Annotated in this window: 15 protein-coding genes and 1 pseudogene; 9 read left to right on the forward strand and 7 right to left on the reverse strand. The window is 66.3% G+C overall.

The genetic code is table 11. The annotated features are described in order from the left end of the window. The 8 genes and pseudogenes from ACOHX0_RS20690 to ACOHX0_RS20725 all read left to right on the forward strand — a co-directional run. Positions 1-146: pseudogene (locus tag ACOHX0_RS20690) on the forward strand (ISNCY family transposase); the annotation flags it as partial. 459 nt (positions 147-605) lie between these two features. Continuing rightward, the gene (locus tag ACOHX0_RS20695) at positions 606-1,841 is read left to right on the forward strand and encodes an ATP-grasp domain-containing protein (RefSeq protein WP_420679134.1); all 1,236 of its coding nucleotides are present in this window, start codon (positions 606-608) and stop codon (positions 1,839-1,841) included. Positions 1,842-1,881: 40 nt separating this feature from the next. Further along, complete coding sequence (locus ACOHX0_RS20700) at positions 1,882-3,288, forward strand: FAD/NAD(P)-binding protein (RefSeq protein WP_420679135.1); 1,407 nt, start codon at positions 1,882-1,884, stop codon at positions 3,286-3,288. Next, entirely contained in the window at positions 3,288-4,364 is a 1,077-nt protein-coding gene (locus ACOHX0_RS20705) for an AbrB family transcriptional regulator (RefSeq protein WP_420679136.1), read from the forward strand. Before ACOHX0_RS20700 ends, ACOHX0_RS20705 begins: the two co-directional genes overlap by 1 nt. Beyond that, the gene (locus tag ACOHX0_RS20710) at positions 4,357-5,544 is read left to right on the forward strand and encodes an ATP-grasp domain-containing protein (protein ID WP_420679137.1); all 1,188 of its coding nucleotides are present in this window, start codon (positions 4,357-4,359) and stop codon (positions 5,542-5,544) included. The genes ACOHX0_RS20705 and ACOHX0_RS20710 overlap by 8 nt, the downstream gene beginning before the upstream one ends. Before the next feature lie 55 nt (positions 5,545-5,599). After that, entirely contained in the window at positions 5,600-6,616 is a 1,017-nt protein-coding gene (gene dmpG, locus ACOHX0_RS20715) for a 4-hydroxy-2-oxovalerate aldolase (protein WP_420679138.1), read from the forward strand. A gap of 13 nt (positions 6,617-6,629) precedes the next feature. Further along, the gene (locus ACOHX0_RS20720) at positions 6,630-7,517 is read left to right on the forward strand and encodes an acetaldehyde dehydrogenase (acetylating) (RefSeq protein ID WP_420679139.1); all 888 of its coding nucleotides are present in this window, start codon (positions 6,630-6,632) and stop codon (positions 7,515-7,517) included. A 66-nt stretch (positions 7,518-7,583) separates the two neighbouring features. Further along, positions 7,584-8,831 (forward strand): aminotransferase class I/II-fold pyridoxal phosphate-dependent enzyme, encoded by a 1,248-nt coding sequence (locus tag ACOHX0_RS20725; RefSeq protein ID WP_420679141.1) that lies wholly within the window; start codon positions 7,584-7,586, stop codon positions 8,829-8,831. 38 nt (positions 8,832-8,869) lie between these two features. On the opposite strand, the gene ACOHX0_RS20730 is transcribed toward ACOHX0_RS20725, so the two are convergent. Continuing rightward, positions 8,870-9,196 (reverse strand): ArsR/SmtB family transcription factor, encoded by a 327-nt coding sequence (locus ACOHX0_RS20730; protein WP_420679142.1) that lies wholly within the window; start codon positions 9,194-9,196, stop codon positions 8,870-8,872. Positions 9,197-9,374: 178 nt separating this feature from the next. On the opposite strand from ACOHX0_RS20730, the gene arsH reads away from it, so the two are divergent. Next, positions 9,375-10,091: an arsenical resistance protein ArsH gene (gene arsH / locus ACOHX0_RS20735; protein ID WP_420679143.1), complete on the forward strand. Its 717-nt coding sequence runs from the start codon at positions 9,375-9,377 to the stop codon at positions 10,089-10,091. Between the two features lie 61 nt (positions 10,092-10,152). Here arsH and ACOHX0_RS20740 read toward each other — a convergent pair whose 3' ends face one another. The 6 genes from ACOHX0_RS20740 to ACOHX0_RS20765 all read right to left on the reverse strand — a co-directional run. After that, positions 10,153-10,446 carry a DUF1330 domain-containing protein gene (locus ACOHX0_RS20740; RefSeq protein ID WP_420679145.1) on the reverse strand — a complete coding sequence of 98 codons (294 nt, stop codon included), beginning with the start codon at positions 10,444-10,446 and terminating at the stop codon, positions 10,153-10,155. A 58-nt stretch (positions 10,447-10,504) separates the two neighbouring features. Beyond that, positions 10,505-11,995, reverse strand: a complete 1,491-nt coding sequence (locus ACOHX0_RS20745; RefSeq protein ID WP_420679146.1) for an NCS1 family nucleobase:cation symporter-1 — start codon at positions 11,993-11,995, stop codon at positions 10,505-10,507. A 93-nt stretch (positions 11,996-12,088) separates the two neighbouring features. Continuing rightward, a complete protein-coding gene (gene hydA, locus ACOHX0_RS20750; protein WP_420679147.1) occupies positions 12,089-13,549 on the reverse strand; it encodes a dihydropyrimidinase in 1,461 nt (486 codons plus the stop codon). Between the two features lie 5 nt (positions 13,550-13,554). Beyond that, positions 13,555-14,805 (reverse strand): Zn-dependent hydrolase, encoded by a 1,251-nt coding sequence (locus ACOHX0_RS20755; RefSeq protein WP_420679148.1) that lies wholly within the window; start codon positions 14,803-14,805, stop codon positions 13,555-13,557. Positions 14,806-14,869: 64 nt separating this feature from the next. After that, a complete protein-coding gene (aptA, locus tag ACOHX0_RS20760; RefSeq protein ID WP_420679149.1) occupies positions 14,870-16,189 on the reverse strand; it encodes an omega-aminotransferase AptA in 1,320 nt (439 codons plus the stop codon). A 23-nt stretch (positions 16,190-16,212) separates the two neighbouring features. Next, on the reverse strand, positions 16,213-16,355 hold a 143-nt coding region (locus ACOHX0_RS20765; RefSeq protein WP_420679150.1), incomplete at its 5' end, for an NAD(P)(+) transhydrogenase (Re/Si-specific) subunit beta.

The raw sequence follows: 16,355 nt of genomic DNA on the forward strand, positions 1-16,355 counted from the left end.
AGGGCCGCGTGGAACGCGCCACCCGCACGTTGCAGGACCGGCTGGTGAACGAACTGCGGCTGGCCGGCATCTCTGACATGGAGGCGGCCAATGCGTTCCTTTCCGGTTTCATGGAACGGTGCAATGCAAGGTTCGCCAAGCGCCCAGCCGGCCTTCTCCTGCGGCCGGCAGCGGATCATCCCCGGAGAGAACGGAGTGACCCGCGGCCTGCCCAGCAAATATGCGGACAGCTGCGAATTCGCGGACGGGCGGCGGGAATACACTGGCAGACCGCAAGCCCAGGGCAACCCGCGCAGCCAGCCAGGGTTCCGGTACTTGAGGTCTGCGCCCTGTCAGGCTGCGCTCCCGCAGGCGCCACCAGAGACATTCCTGCTTTGCGCAGCCCGTGGGATTTCCGGATGTTGCAACAGGCCCGCGTCATCCCTCCGGCGGGCGCGGTGCTTTCGTGCGAGAGCCCGGGATCAGCGGAATTTCGCGCAGCCGCTTTGTCGCGCAACTTCCACAAAACTTCAGGTTGACTGTCAGATACTAAACTGTAGGTTGCACTCAAATCACCTAAAAGGCGAGCTTCCCGTTTGCCGGCAAACTTTCGGAAGACCTGACTCATGACCAGCCTTATTCTCTTCGCTCCGCCAAAAATTTTGTTGCAGCATGACGTTACGGAATGGCGCGCGGCTATCGGCCCGGACAGCGTTATCCTGACATGTGCCAGCGCCAGGACGGACCTCCTGCGCGTCTTTCCCGATGGACTGAACTTCCGCTTCTTTGAAAATTTCAATGATAGCCCCGCAGTGGAATTGGCCGCCATCAGCCTTGCGCGCAGTCTGGAGCAGCCGCTTTGCGTGGCTCTGGCGGAGATCGACGTGCTGCGGGCGGCCCGGGTGAATGACTACCTCGGGCTGTCCCAGGGCGCCGAGACCCGGCTCCACCCCTATCGGGACAAATTCGCGATGAAACGGCGGGCCAAGACCGCCGGGCTGCCGGTTTGCGAGATGGCGATCGTGCGCAGCGCGATCGATATCCAGCGCTTCATCGACGCTCAGGGCTATCCGGTGGTACTGAAGCCGCGCGACGGGCGCGGATCGAACGGGGTCTGCGTGATCCGTTCCCAGGATGATCTGAACGGCTGGCTGGCGCGGCAGACCAGCACCACCTTCTACAACACGATGATCGAGAGTTTCGTGGCGGGCGACCACTACATCGTCAACGGGCTCTATATCGGCGGGCAGGCCATCGTCATCTCGCCGGTGCGGGTGCTGACCTCGGCGCTCGACTTCCTCGGCGGCCGGTCGCACGATCTGCATATGCTGGAGGCCGCGAACCCGCTGCGCCAGAAGCTGGTCAGCTATTCCCGCACCCTGGTCGAGGAGGTGATGCCCTCTCCGCCCACCATGCTGTTCCACCTGGAAGTTTTCGTGACCGCGGAGGGCACCATCGTGCTGGGCGAGATCGCCTCGCGGCTGGGCGGCTGCTTCTTCAATCAGGAAATGACCGAGGCCTGGGGGATCGATCCGCGGATGAGCTTCCTGCGGGCCATGCGCGATCCCGAGTTTGCGCCGGAGCCGATGAGCGAGCCGCTGCGCCTTGTCGGCCATCTCAACGTGCCGCCGCGCGGCGGCCTTCTGCGCCGGGCGCCGGGCCCCTGCCCGTTCGACTTCGTACGCGCCTACCGGATGAGCGCCGAGAGCGGCGCCGCATATGGGCAGATGACCTTCACCAATGCCGAAATCCTCAACGCCATCGTTGAAGGCGACAGCGAAGCGCAGCTTGCCGACAGGCTGCACCGGCTGGAAGCGTGGTTCCACGCCGAATGCCTCTGGGACACTGGCGCCGCCGCCTGAGCCCTGCCAACTGCCAATCGAAAACTGCAAGGGTGATCCAATGAAGATTGCTGTGCTTGGCGCGGGTTATGCCGGTGTCTCCGTTCTTGAAAACCTGGTGACATCGGCGCCGGACCTGTCCTCCCTCACGGTCGATGTCTTCGAACGCAGCCGCAGCTTCGGTCCGGGCGCCGCCTATCAGCAGGATACCGGGACCAACTTGCTGAACCGCCCGCTGAAACTGATGTACCTGGCGCGGGAAGGAGATTTCCGGGACTGGCTGCGCCAGAGCGGCGCGGCGGAGGCAGCGGCGGATGAGGATGGCTTCCTGGAACGCGCGCTGTTCGGCCGCTTCCTGCAAAGCCGCTTTGATGCGCTGAGCGGGCAAATCCGCAGCGGCGGCGGCCGTATCCGGCTGATCGGAGCCGGGGTGGAGGGGATCGCTTCCAGCCCGCGGCCCGATGCGCTGTACCGGCTGAACTGGGGCCGCAGCAGCACGGATTATGACGCCGTCTATCTCTGCCTTGGAACCAAGCTGGAGGCCGACCCCTACGGGCTGGCTCAGACGCCCGGCTATTATGCTGCCCCCTACCCGGCGGGCCGGCTTCGGGCGCTGAAGGACAAGCGCGTCGGAATCCTGGGCTGCCGACTCACCGCCTATGACGTGGCGCTTGGCATCGGGGGGCAGCGGATGCTGATGACCTCACGCCGGGCCGGGCTGCCCAAGGCGGTGACTGCCTACCGCACGGTGACGCTGAAACATCTGACGCCCGCGGGGCTGGCGGCCCTCGGTGCGCCCGGCACGCCGCTGAGCCTGGCGCAGGTCATGGAGCTGTTCGAGGCGGAGATGCGCCACCAGGGCGTCGGCGTCAGCTTTGCGCAACTCCTGCGCGGTGCGGACTGCGCCGACGATGATCTGGTGTCCAGCATCCTGGCTGCCACCAACACGCTGATCCCGATGATCTGGAGCCGCCTGCCGGAGCGCTCCAAAGCGGCCTTTATGCGGCATTTCCACCGGCTTTGGTCGAACATGCGGGTGCCGATCTCGCGCACCAATGCCGACAGGATAGCGGCCTTGCAGGCGGAGGGCGCGCTGAGCCACCGCAGCGGTTTGCGCGATGTGATCTACCGGGACGGAAGCTACCGGATGGTCTTCGCCGAAGGAGAGACAGAGGTGGATGTGGTGGTCAATGCGACCGGCATCCAGCGCGGGCTCGATCCACGCTGCCCGCTGACCGGCGCGCTCATCAGCCAGGGGTTTGCAGAGGCGGATGCGGCGGGCGGGCTGAAAGTGCGGCTGGAGGATTGCCGGGTGCTGTCGCGCGGCGGCCGCCTCGCGTCCGGGCTGTTTGCGCTTGGCCAGCTGACCTGCGGCACTTTCTACATGGTGAACAATATCGACGTGATCCACCACCAGGCCCGCATTGCCACTCTGGCGCCGGTGCAAGCGCTGCGGAGCGCAGGCTGATGCGGCGGGATTTTGCCCTCACGGCCCTGCTCGCCCTCGCCGGCGCCGCGCTCGGGCATCTGAGCGGCCTGCCGCTGGGTGAGCTCTTGGGCGCTGCCGGGCTGACCTTCGGTGCCGGCCGCCTCGGCCTGCCGCTCAGGACACCAAACGCAGCCATTGTGCTGATCCAGCTGATCCTCGGCGCCAGCGTGGGCGCGCTTCTGAATCCTGAGCTTCTGGCCGGGATCACCCGCCCGATGGTGCTGGCGGGGCTGCTGGTCTGCATGAGCGCCCAGCTTGCGGCGGGCTATGGCTGGCTGCGCCGGGTCGAAAAATGGTCGCCGGCCGAAAGCCTGCTGGGCGCGGTGCCGGGGGCGATGGCAGCGGTGATGGTGCTGACTGGCGACGAGGGCAAGGCCTCCGCCAAGATCGTCTTTGCCCATATGGTGCGGACGGTTGCCCTTCTGGTGGCGGTGTTCGTGATCGCAGGCCCGCGCGGTTCCGGCGCGGCGGCCGGCATTCCGGCTGCGGGCGCCGGAGCCTATCTGATGCTGCTGGCGATTGCCGCGGCGGGCTATGGCGCGGGGCGTCTTCTGGAACGCTGCGCGATGCCCGCGCCCTACATGATCACCGGGCTGATGCTGGCGGCTGCGGCCAACCTCAGCGGCCTCATCGCGCCGGTTTCGGTGCCCGGGCCGCTGGTGCTTTTGGCGATGGCGCTGCTGGGCGGGCTGATCGGCATCCGGCTGAAGGAGATCACCCTCCGCGATGTCGTGTCTTATCTGCGCGCCGGGCTAATCGTCACCACGATCACCTTCAGCCTCACCGCGGCGCTGGCCTGGCTGTTCAGCGCGCTCAGCGGGCAGGCCTTTCTGGTGCTCTTCATGTCCTGGGTGCCGGGCGGGGTGGAGGTGATGGTGGCCACCGCGCTGGTGCTGGGGCTGGAGCCCGCCTTTGTGATGCTGAACCACGTGCTGCGGATGTCGATCCTGCATGCCGCGCCGGTCTTCCTGCGCCGCGATATGTTCCGCAACCCTTCCGCACCCGCCGCAGCCCGGCAGCCTCAACCCTCCAAGACCAAGGGAAGCCATGTCTGACAAGAAACCCCACATCCTCCTGGTCGGCGGCCGCGACCATACGTTTTCCCGGATCCCGGAAATGGGCCTCACCTACAGCGCCCTGCAATGCCGCGCTCATCTGACCGATCACCTGCTCGACAATGCCCGGACCGTGGTGGTCACCGACTACGAGGACACGGAGGCCAGCCTTGCCCTCGCCCGCGCATTGCATGGCGCCACGCCATTTGACGCGGTGTTTTCCTTTGCCGAATACGGCTTCCTCACCGCTGCCCGTATCGCCGGGGCGCTGGACGTGCCCAGCAACTGCCAGATCGAGCCGGTGCGCCTCACCCGCAACAAGCTGCTGATGCGCGAGCGGCTCAGCGCACTGGGGATCGGGGACGTGCCGTTTGCCCGTATCGAAAGCGCCGCGGATATTGCGGCTTTCGCCGCCCAGCATGGTGACTGCATCGTGAAGCCGGCCGAGGGCGGCGGCAGTGAAGGCGTGCATTTCATCGGCCCCGGCACCGACCCGGATGCGGCACTGGCCCACGCGCTGGATGCAGGCCGCGCCGAGCTGATTGCAGAGAAGTTCATCCCCGGCCCCGAGTACAGCGTGGAAACCATGTCGGCAGAAGGGCGGCACCGGGTGCTGGCGGTGACCGAAAAGACCACCACCGGCGCCCCCTATTTCATCGAAAGCGGCCATGTGCAGCCCGCCGCGCTGGATGCGCAAGCCCGCGCCCGCGTGGAGGCCAAAGTCTGCCGCCTGCTCGATGCCATGGGCTACCGCTGCGGCCCGGCCCACAGCGAGGTGAAGATCCACGATGGCGAGGTGCATGTGATAGAAACCCAGACCCGCAACGGCGGCGATCAGATCTGGGAGCTGACGCTGGAAACCACCGGCGCCGATGTGTTCAAGGAAACCTTTGCCGCTGTCCTCGGCCTGGACCACACCCCCGGGCAGCCAGCCGCACCCGCGATGGCGATCCGCTACGTGCTGGCCCGAGACCGGACGCTGAACGCCATCACCGGACTCGACAGCGCCGCCGCGGCGGAGGGCGTCGCGCGGGTGCATTCCTCGGCCAAGCCCGGAAGGCACTATGGCGCAGTGCTCTCGGCAGACTCGCGCGTGGCCTATGTGCTGGCACGCGGCAGCAGCCGCGACGAGGCACTGGCCCGGGCCGAAGCCGCCGCCGCCCGCATCGAGATGACCTGAGCGGCGCCCGCCCCACCCCCATTTCCCGCACAGAGCCCCCGGAAAGGAGCTTGCCATGGCCATTGCCATTCATGACCCCACCCTGCGCGACGGCAACCACGCGATCGCCCATGACCTCAGCCTCGACGACATCGCCGCCTATTGCCGCGCCGTGGACGGCTGCGGGCTCGAGGTGGTCGAGGTCGGGCATGGCAACGGGCTTGGCGCTTCCTCCCTCCAGCTGGGTCTTGCGCGGCATGCCGATATGGAAATGCTGGAGACCGCCCGGGCTAATCTTCAAAAGACCAGGCTTGGAATTCACGCGATCCCGGGATTTGCCAAGATTTCCGACCTGAAGTCGGCGATTGCGGCGGGGGTAGACGTCTTCCGTATAGCCGCCCATTGCACCGAGGGCGACCTGACGCAAAGCTACATCGACTACGCCCGCGGCGAGGGAAAGTACGTTCAGGGCGTGCTGATGATGACCCATATGGCGCCGCCCGAGGTGCTGCTGGCGGAGGCCGCGAAACAGGTCTCATTCGGCGCCAATGCGATCGTGCTGATGGATTCCGCCGGCAATTACGACCCGCGCGACACCGCCGCCAAGGTCGGCTTGCTGGCCGCCGAACTGCCGGTGCCGGTAGGCTTTCACGCCCATAACAACCTGGGCCTGGCCATCGCCAATTCCGTCGCCGCGGCCGAGGCCGGGGCCACCATCCTTGACGGCACGATGCGCGGCTTCGGGGCGGGCGCGGGCAACACCCAGCTCGAGGTGCTCTGCGCGGTGCTGGAACGCTACGGCTTCGAGACCGGCACCGACGTCTTTGCGCTGTGCGAGGCGGTGGAGGCGCTGCCCGGCCTGCCGCCGGTGGAGCGGCGCACCATCGTCGGCACCTCCAACCTGATCAGCGGCATCTACGGCGTCTGCGCAGGTTTTGAGAAACACGTGACCCGCGCCGCCGCGCAATTCGGCGTCGCGCCGCGGTTCATCTACGAGGAGTTGTCCAAGTGCAACGCGGTGGCGGGCCAGGAAGACCTGATAATCTCCGCCGCGGCCCGGCTTTCCGGCGCGGGCAACCCTGCAACCACTTGAAGGGAGTGAAGATATGAGGCTGAAAACCGCCATCATCGGCAGCGGCAACATTGGCTGCGACGTGCTGTGCAAGGTGCTGAAATCGCCCGTCCTGGACTGCGCCCTCTTTGCCGGGCGCAGCGCGGCCTCGCCCGGGCTGGCCTTTGCCCGCAAGCACGGTGTCGCCGTCACCGGCCGCGGCGCCGAGGGGCTCATGGCGGCACTCGACCGCTTCGATCTGGTCTTCGATGCCACTTCCTCCGCAGCGCATCAGGCCCATGCCCCGGCGCTGCAGGCGGCCGGCAAGACGCTGATCAACCTCACGCCTGCCCCGAATGGCGCGGCCTGCGTGCCGTCGCTGAACGGCGATGCCCTCATCGGGGCGCCCAACATCAACATGATCACCTGCGGCGGCCAGGCCTCGATCCCGATTGCCCAGGCAATGACCGCGGCCAATCCGGAAATCCGCTATATCGAGGTGGTCTCCTCGATCAGCGCCGAAAGCGCCGGACCCGCAACGCGGCTGAACCTCAACCATTATATCGAGACCACAGAGGCGGCGCTTGCACGCTTCACCGGCTGCCGGCAGGTGAAGGCAATCCTCAACATCAACCCGGCCAAGCCCAACGTTTTCATGCAGACCGCGGTCTCTGCCCTGGCCGACCGGCATGACCTCGGTGCCACCGAGGCAGCGATTGCGCAGGCGGTGGAGAAACTGCGCGCAGCCGTGCCCGGCTATGACATCACGGTCGAACCGCATGTCACGGGCGAGCGGCTGTTTACCATGGTGCGCGTCACCGGCGCGGGCGACTACCTCGACCCGTCGGCGGGCAATCTCGATATCATCACCGCGGCCGCCACCCGCATGGCCGAGGCCATCGCGCGTGAGCGCGCGCGCCAGCCGATGGAGAGCGTCGCCTGATGCTGCCGCACCCCTTCCCGCCGCGCCCTGCCTTGCCCCGCACCCTGCCCCGCACCGGAGTTCCCCATGCCTGAGCTGGCCGCCCTGCACCGCGACACGCCCTTCTGCCCGATCCTGGAGCTGGCGGGCCGCATCCAGGCCCGCGAAGAACCGGTGACCGATTTCTCGATCGGAGTGCCGGATTTCACCCCGCCGCAGCGGGTCTATGACGCCGCCATCGCCGCCATTGCCAGCGACCGCTGCCGCTACGGCCCCAGCCGCGGTGAAGACGGGCTGATAGCGGGTTACCTGCATTACCTGTCGCGGCTCGGGCTCGCCACATACGGTCCCGATCATGTGGCGATGGGTCTGGGCGCCAAGCACCTGCTGTATTCGCTGTTCCAGGTGTTGTTCCAGCCCGGCGACACGGTAGTGATCCCGGCGCCGTGCTGGCCCACCTATTTCGACATCGCGCGGCTGGCGGGCGTGGCGGTGCGCAGCCCCTACTGCGGGCTGGAACAGGGTTACAAGCTGGACGCGCCGGGGCTGGAGGCGGCGCTGGCCGGCCAGCCCCGCGCCCTGGTGCTGAACAATCCGTCAAACCCCTCGGGCGCGCTTTACAGTGCCGCGGAACTGGCCGCGCTCGCCGATGTTTTGCGCGGCCATGACGTCTGGATCATCACCGATGACGTCTACCAGCGCTTTGTCTATACCGATGCCCCTTGCCCGCATCTGCTGGACGTGGCGCCGGACCTTGCGCCCCGCATCATCAAGGTCGACAGCATCTCCAAGCTCTACGGCATGCCGGGCTGGCGCGCCGGGCTGCTGGCAGCGGCGCCCGAGGTGGCGGCGGCGGTTGCGACGCTCAACAGCAATTCGATCTCCAACATGCCTCCCGCCGCTGCCGCCGCCGCGGCCGAGGCATTGGCAGGTCCTCAGGACTTTTCCGAGCGCATGACCGAAAGCTACCGGGAGCGGCGCGGCATCCTGCTTGGACATTTCGCGGCCGCGCCGCAGATCCGCTGCGCCGTGCCGGGGGGCGCCTTCTACCTGTTTCCTGACGTTTCCCGCCTGTTCGGCACCATGCACAATGGCCGGCTGATCGCCACCGACGAGGATTTCTGCGATCTGCTGTTGCAGGATTATGGCGTCGCTGCGGTGCCGGGCCGCCATTTCGGCGCGCCTGACAACATCCGCCTTTCCTATGCGATTGCCACCGAAAAGGTCCGCCGGGGGGCGGCGCAGATCCTGCGCTGCGTTGCGGACCTGAGCCCGGCCTCCCGCCGCCAGCCAAGCGCGCCGCCGCGCCTGGCCCAGCCTGCCGGGGCGCGCTGAGCTGGAGAGCGGCGCGGGCGGCCTTGCGCCGGCCGCGTCTACTGCAACGCGGAAAGGTCGACGCCCGCGCAGGCCGCGGCATCACCGCCGCAGCAGTCCTGCAGCAGGAAGCGCACCAGGGCGTTCACCGCTGCAAAGCGGGGCGCGTAGAGGATTTCGCGGTGGTTGCGCTGCGCCGTCACCAGCCCCGCCCGCTTCAGCACAGCGAGATGCCCCGAGACGGTCGACGGCTTCAGCTCCAGCAGGCGGCCGATTTCCATCGCCGGCGTGCCCGCGGGGCCGCGCTGGACAAGCAGGCGGAACACCGACAGCCTTGTGTCATGGGCAAGCGCGCCGAAGGCGTTTATGGCGGGGAGTTGGTTCATGTTTCGTGATTACGCGAAATGAGGCGTGTTGACAAGAATGCCCGCCAGCCGCTAGAGGAGCCTCAATTCGTCATTGCCCGAAATGACAATCCGGCAGATCCACCGGGCCGCATGGCCCTGCGAAGCCGGAACCATTGCGGGCGCGGGCAGGAGTGCCCGCCGGACACAGGAGACCGCCATGACCGACACGCCCAATATCGACGCCGGGAGCCTTGCCCCGATCGGCCCGGACGCGCTGTTCCCGGCCGAACCCAACCGCCATCCGGCGCGCATCCTTATCCTCTACGGCTCCTTGCGCGCGCGCAGCTTCTCGCGCTTTGCCGCCGAAGAATCCGCCCGCATTCTCACCTGCCTGGGCGCCGAGGCGCGGCTCTTCGACCCTCGGGGCCTGCCCCAGCCGGATGACGCCGACACGGACCATCCCAAGGTGGCCGAGCTGCGCGATCTGGTGACTTGGTGCGAAGGCATGGTCTGGTCCTCGCCCGAGCGCCACGGCGCGATGACCGGCATCATGAAAAGCCAGATCGACTGGATTCCTCTCAGCCTTGGCGGGGTGCGCCCGACGCAAGGCAAGACGCTCGCGGTGATGCAGGTGTGCGGCGGCTCGCAATCCTTCAACACGGTGAACCAGCTGCGCATCCTCGGCCGCTGGATGCGGCTCCTGACGATCCCGAACCAGTCTTCGGTCGCCAAGGCCTGGGACGAGTTCGACGAGGACGGCCGGATGAAACCCTCGCCCTACTACAACCGTATCGTCGACGTAATGGAGGAACTGGTGAAATTCACCCTGCTGACCCGGGACATCAAGGAGCACCTGGTCGACCGCTACTCGGAACGGGTGGAGAGCCGGGCGGAACTGTCCAAGCGCGTGAACCAGTCCAAGGCAGTGGGCTGAGAGCGCCAGCAGCGGCGCGGCGGCGGGCGCGGGCCTGCCACCGCCCACCCGAGGGCACCTTTCAGTCCGGGGCGCCTTCGACGAACACGATATTGGCCAGCCCCGCGCCCTCGCGGTGCGCCTTGGCGGCCTGGTATTCGGGCGAGTTGTAGCAGCTGAGCGCCGCCTCCATCGAGTCGAACTCGATCACCACGTTGCGCGGATGGCCGTCGCCCTCCATCTGCTCGCATGCGCCGCCGCGGGCGAGCACGCGGGCGCCGTAGGTCTTGAACGCCTGCGTCGCGCCCTCGGCATAAAGCTTGTAGGGGTCCGGGTCCGTCACCGTGACATGAGCGATCCAATAGGCTTTGGGCATGAGAGCTCCACTATTCTGAGAGGTAAGGCGGGGCGGCAGGCGCCGCCCCGGCCAGGAGTCACTTGTTCAGGATCTTGGACAGCACCAGATAGGCGGCGCCGGCCACGAACAGCCCGACGAACCAGGCGTAGGTGTAGATCGTGGCGAAGAAGTCCGAAGTTCCGGCGGTGATGCCGACACCGGCGAGGAAGCCCGGCAGGTTCGGCAGGATACCGATCACCAGCGCCCAGACACCGGCCCAGTTGGTGCCGTTCTTGCCGGAGTAGATGCCGTTCATCTTGAACAGGTCCGCCACTTCAAGCTTGGTTTTCCGCAGCAGGTAGTAGTCCGCCAGCATCACACCCGCGATCGGGCCCAGCAGGGCCGAATAGGCGATCAGCCAGCCGATGATGTGGTTGACCAGGACCCAGGGGAACATGGCGATGCCGATGCCCGCGGTGATGTAGCCGCCGCGCTTGAGGTTGATCTTGCTGGGCGCGAGGTTCGAAAACCCGTGCGCCGGTGCCACCACGTTGGCCGCCAGGTTGGTGGTCAGGGTTGCCACGATCAGCGCAAACAGCGCGATGATCACCGAGAAGCCGCCCATCTTCTCAGACAGCTGGATCGGATCCCAGATCGCCTCGCCATAGATTACCACGGTGGCCGAGGTCACGGCCGAGGCGATGAAGGCAAACAGCGCCATCGGGATCGGCAGGCCGACCAGCTGGCCCAGAAACTGGTCTTTCTGGCTTTTGGCATGACGGGTGAAGTCAGGGATGTTCAGCGCCAGCGTCGCCCAGAAGCCGATCATGCCGGTGAGGCTCGGCCAGAACACCACCCAGAACTGGCCTTCCTGCGGCTGGCCCGGGTCAAAGGCGCTGGGGGTGGAGAGCATCTCGCCGAAGCCGCCAGCGTTGACATAGGCCCAGCCCAGGAGTGCCAGACCCATCGCCAGCAGGAAGGGGGCGGCATAGGTTTCCAGCCAGCGGATCGACTCGGTGCCGTTCTTGATGAAGTAGAGGTGCAGGCCCCAGAACGCGAGGAAGCAGATGAACTCGCCCAGGCTGATGCCCAGGACCGGCAGCGCCTCGCCCGCCAGCGCACCGCCGGTAAGCGTGTTGAGGATCACGAAGATCGCCGAGCCGCCGACCCAGGTCTGGATGCCGAACCAGCCGCAGGCGACGATGCCGCGCGCCACGGCCGGGATCTTGGCGCCAGTAGGCCCGAAAGAGGAGCGCAAAAGCACCGGGAAGGGGATACCGTATTTGGTTCCGGCATGGCCCACCAGAACCATCGGGATCAGCACGATGGCGTTGGCGGCGAGGATGGTCATCACCGCCTGGTCCCAGCTCATGCCCGAGCCGATCAGGTAGGATGCCAGCAGGTAAGTCGGGATGCAGACCACCATGCCGACCCAGAGCGCGGCAATCGCCACCCAGTCCCAGGTGCGTTCTGCCGCCGTCGTCGGCAACTGGTCCTCGTTGTAGAGCGCGGGGTCGATCTCCGCCAGATCCACCCGCGGCGGCGCCTCGGCGCCGAGGGCGGAATATCCGCTGGTTATGTCAGCCATGGTCGTTGTCTCCCTGTTTTATGGCTTCCCGCTGCCCGCTTCTGCGGCGGACAGCACATGCAAAAATTCCCCGGCTCGCGCCAGGGAATTCATTCAGACGCAGGCGGGCATGTTTTCCGCCGAACGCACAACTTTGCGCGGCGCTGTCAGCTCTTTCCACTTCGACAGCGCCTTGTTCACCTCCGGGAAGGCGGGCCGCTCGACAAAGCGGCCGTGGCCCGGGGTGGCGCAGACCTTGCCGTTGTCCACTGCCACCTCGCCGCGGCTGAGGGTATAGCGCGGCAGGCCAGTGACCTCGCGGCCGGAGAAGACGTTGTATTCCACCACCGACTGCTGGGTCTCGGGCGAGATCGTCTTGGACTTCTTCGGATCCCACACCACCAGATCAGCGTCGGAGCCTTCCACAATCGCGCCTTTGCGCGGATAGATGTTGAGGATCTTGGCGATGTTGGTGGAGGTCACGGCGACAAACTCGTTCGGCGTCAGGCGGCCGGTGTTGACGCCCTCGCTCCACAGAACCGGCATCCGGTCTTCGAGACCGCCGGTGCCGTTGGGGATCTTGGTGAAGTCGTCAATGCCGAAGCGCTTCTGTTCGTTCGAAAAGGCGCAATGGTCGGTGGCGACCACCTGCAGCGAGCCCGCCTGCAGGCCGGCCCAGAGGCTGTCCTGATGCGCCTTGTCCCGGAACGGCGGCGACATCACCCGCTGCGCGGCATGGTCCCAGCTGGGGTTGCGGTATTCGCTTTCATCCAGCACCAGATGCTGGATCAGCGGCTCGCCAAACACGCGCATGCCCTTCTGGCGGGCCCGGCGGATTGCTTCATGTGCCTGCTCGCAGGAGGTGTGCACCACGTAAAGCGGCACGCCTGCCATGTCGGCGATCATGATGGCACGGTTGGTGGCCTCGCCCTCGACCTCGGGCGGACGCGACAGGCCGTGGCCTTCCGGCCCGCGGATGCCGTCGGCCAGCAGTTTCTGCTGCATGGTGGCAACCACGTCGCCGTTTTCCGCATGCACCATCGGCAGCGCGCCGAGCGCGGCACAGCGGCGGAACGAGTCGAACAGCTCGTCGTCCTCCACCATCAGCGCGCCCTTGTAGGCCATGAAGTGCTTGAAGGAATTGATGCCGAGGTCCACGACCTGCTGCATCTCCTCGAACACCTGCTCGCTCCACCAGGTCACCGCCATGTGGAAGGAGTAGTCGGCGCAGGCGCGTTTCGACTTGGCGTGCCAGGCCTCCAATGCTTCCAGCATCGACTGGCCGGGGCTCGGCAGGCAGAAATCGACCACCATCGTGGTGCCGCCCGCAAGCCCTGCGCGGGTGCCGCTCTCGAAATCATCCGCGGAATGGGTGCCCATGAAGGGCATTTCCAGATGCACATGCGGGTCGATGCCGCCGGGCATGACATAGCAGCCTCCGGCGTCCAGCACCTTGTCGCCGTTGAGGCCGGTGCCGATCTGCACGATCTTGCCATCCTCGATAGCGACATCGGCTTCGTAGCTGCGGTCGGCGGCGACGATGGTGCCGCCCTTGATCACGGTTCTTGTCGTCATATTCTTCACTCCACGACTTCTGCCGTTTCCAGCACGGCATGCAAGAGCACATCTGCCCCGGCCGCAGCCCACTCGCGGCTGATTTCCTCGTCCTCGTTGTGGCTGAGCCCGTCGACACAAGGGCACATCACCATGGCGGTCGGTGCCACCTTGTTGATCCAGCAGGCATCGTGCCCCGCGCCCGAGATGATGTTGCGGTGCGAATAGCCCAGCTGCTCGGCCGCGCGGCGCACGGCGGAGACGCAGTTTTCGTCGAATGTCACCGGGTCGAAATGGCCAACCTGCTCGATTTCCAGGCCCAGTTCCAGCTCTTCGGCGATCCTTGCGGCACCCTCGCGCAGGCGGCGTTCCATGTCCTCCTGGGTGTCGAAGCTGGGCGAGCGGAAGTCGATGGTGAAGACCACCTTCCCCGGCACGATGTTGCGGCTGTTGGGGTAGTAGTCGCAGTGGCCCACAGCACCGACCGCGTCGGGCTGGTGGCTCATCGCGATCTCATGCACCAGATCGGTGATCCGCGCCGCCCCCAGGCCGGCGTTGCGGCGCATCGGCATCGGGGTGGAGCCGGTGTGCGCCTCCTGGCCGGTCAGCGTCACCTGCAGCCAGTTCAGGCCCTGGCCATGGGTGACGACGCCAATGTCCTTGTCCTCGGCTTCCAGAATGGGGCCCTGCTCGATATGCAGCTCGAACATCGCGTGCATCTTGCGGCTGCCCACCGGTTCGTCGCCAACATAGCCGATGCGCGCCAGCTCCTCGCCGAATTTCTTGCCTTCCGCATCCTCGCGCCCGTAGGCCCAGTCCTGGGTGTGGACGCCGGCAAAGACGCCGGAGGACAGCATCGCCGGGGCAAAGCGGGTGCCTTCCTCGTTGGTCCAGTTGACCACCACGATGGGGCGGCGGGTGCGCAGGCCTTGGTCGCGGATCGAGCGCACGACCTCGAGCCCCGCCAGCACGCCGAGCACACCGTCGTACTTGCCGCCCGTGGGCTGGGTATCCAGATGGCTGCCCATCATCACCGGATCCAGATCCGGCTCGGTGCCTTCAAGGCGGGCAAACATGTTGCCCATGCTGTCGACGCCCACCGTCATGCCGGATTCTTCGCACCAGCGCTTGAACAGGTTGCGGCCGTCCTTGTCCGCGTCAGTGAGCGTCTGGCGGTTGTTGCCGCCGCGCAGGCCGGGGCCGACCTTGGCCATTTCCATCAGCGAATCCCACAGGCGGCTGCCGTCGATGCGGGCGTCGCTTTGCACGTCTTTCATGTCTTTCTCCCTGTTCCGCCCCTGCCCCCGCGCGCCCCTTGGACCGCGATGCAGGGGCAGGTCTTCACGCGGTGAGCGACTCGGCGAGGATGCCGACCAGCTCGTCGATTTCATGCTTTTCGATGATCAGCGGCGGCGACATGGCGATGATGTCGCCGGTGGTGCGCAGATGCGCCCCCTTGTCCCAGGCGCGCAGGTAGGTGTCGAAGGCGCGCTTGGTCGGCACGCCGGCAACCGGCTCCAGCTCCACCGCACCGACGAGGCCCGCGCAGCGGATGTCCTTCACATGCGGCAGCCCCTTGAGGCTGAACAGCGCATCCGCCCAATAGTCCTCCAGCGAAGCGGCACGCTCGAACAGCTCTTCCTCGCGGTAGGTGTCCAGCGCCGCCAGCGCTGCCGCGCAGGCCACCGGGTTGCCCGAGTAGGTGTAGCCATGGAACAGCTCGATCATATGCTCGGGCCCGGTCATGAAGGCGTCGTGGATTTCGCTGCTCACCATCACCGCGCCCATCGGAATCACGCCATTGGTGAGTCCCTTGGCGGTGGTGATCATGTCCGGCTCCACACCGTAGTAATCGGCGCCAAAACCCCGGCCGAGGCGGCCATAAGCGGTAATCACCTCGTCAAAAATCAGCAGGATGCCGTGCTCGCGGGTGATCTCGCGCAGCCGCTCCAGGTAGCCCTTGGGCGGCAGGATCACCCCGGCGGAGCCGGCCATCGGCTCGACGATCACCGCGGCAATGGTCTCCGCCCCGTGCAGGTCGATCAGCCGCACCAGGTCCTCGGCCAGTTCCGCGCCATGCGCCGGCTGGCCCTTGGTATAGGCGTTGCGCTCCAGGTCATGGGTGTGGCGCAGGTGATCGACGCCTGTCAGCAGACTGCCGAAATGGCGGCGGTTGTTGACGATGCCGCCCACCGAGATGCCGCCGAAGTTCACCCCGTGATAGCCCTTCTCGCGGCCGATCAGCCGCGTGCGGCCCTGTTCGCCCTTGGCCTTGTGGTAGGCCAGCGCGATCTTCAGCGCGGTCTCCACCGATTCCGAGCCGGAGTTTGTGAAGAACACGTGGTTCAGATCGCCCGGCGCCAGTTCGGCCAGCCGGTTGGCAAGTTCAAACGCTTTCGGGTGGCCCATCTGGAAGGCGGGGGCATAGTCCAGCTCGGTCACCTGTTTCTGCACCGCTTCGGTGATGCGCGGCGCGGCGTGGCCCGCGTTCACGCACCACAGGCCGGCGGTACCGTCCATCACCTTGCGGCCTTCAGTGGTAGTGTAATACATGCCCTCGGCTGCCGCGACCATGCGCGGGGTCTGCTTGAATTGCCGGTTGGCCGTGAAAGGCATCCAATAGGCGTCCATCGCGTTTGCGCGCTTTGGATCAGTGGTCATGTCCAAATCCTTCTCTCATGCGGTCAGGCCGCGATTTTTCCCAGCAGCGTATCGAGCGACTGTTTTGCGTCGCCGTAGAACATGCGGGTGTTTTCCTTGAAGAACAGGGGGTTCTCGATGCCCGAATACCCTGTGCCCTGGCCGCGCTTGGAGACGAAGACCTGTT

Source organism: Cribrihabitans pelagius, assembly GCF_048820915.1.
Lineage (GTDB): Bacteria > Pseudomonadota > Alphaproteobacteria > Rhodobacterales > Rhodobacteraceae > Cribrihabitans_A > Cribrihabitans_A pelagius.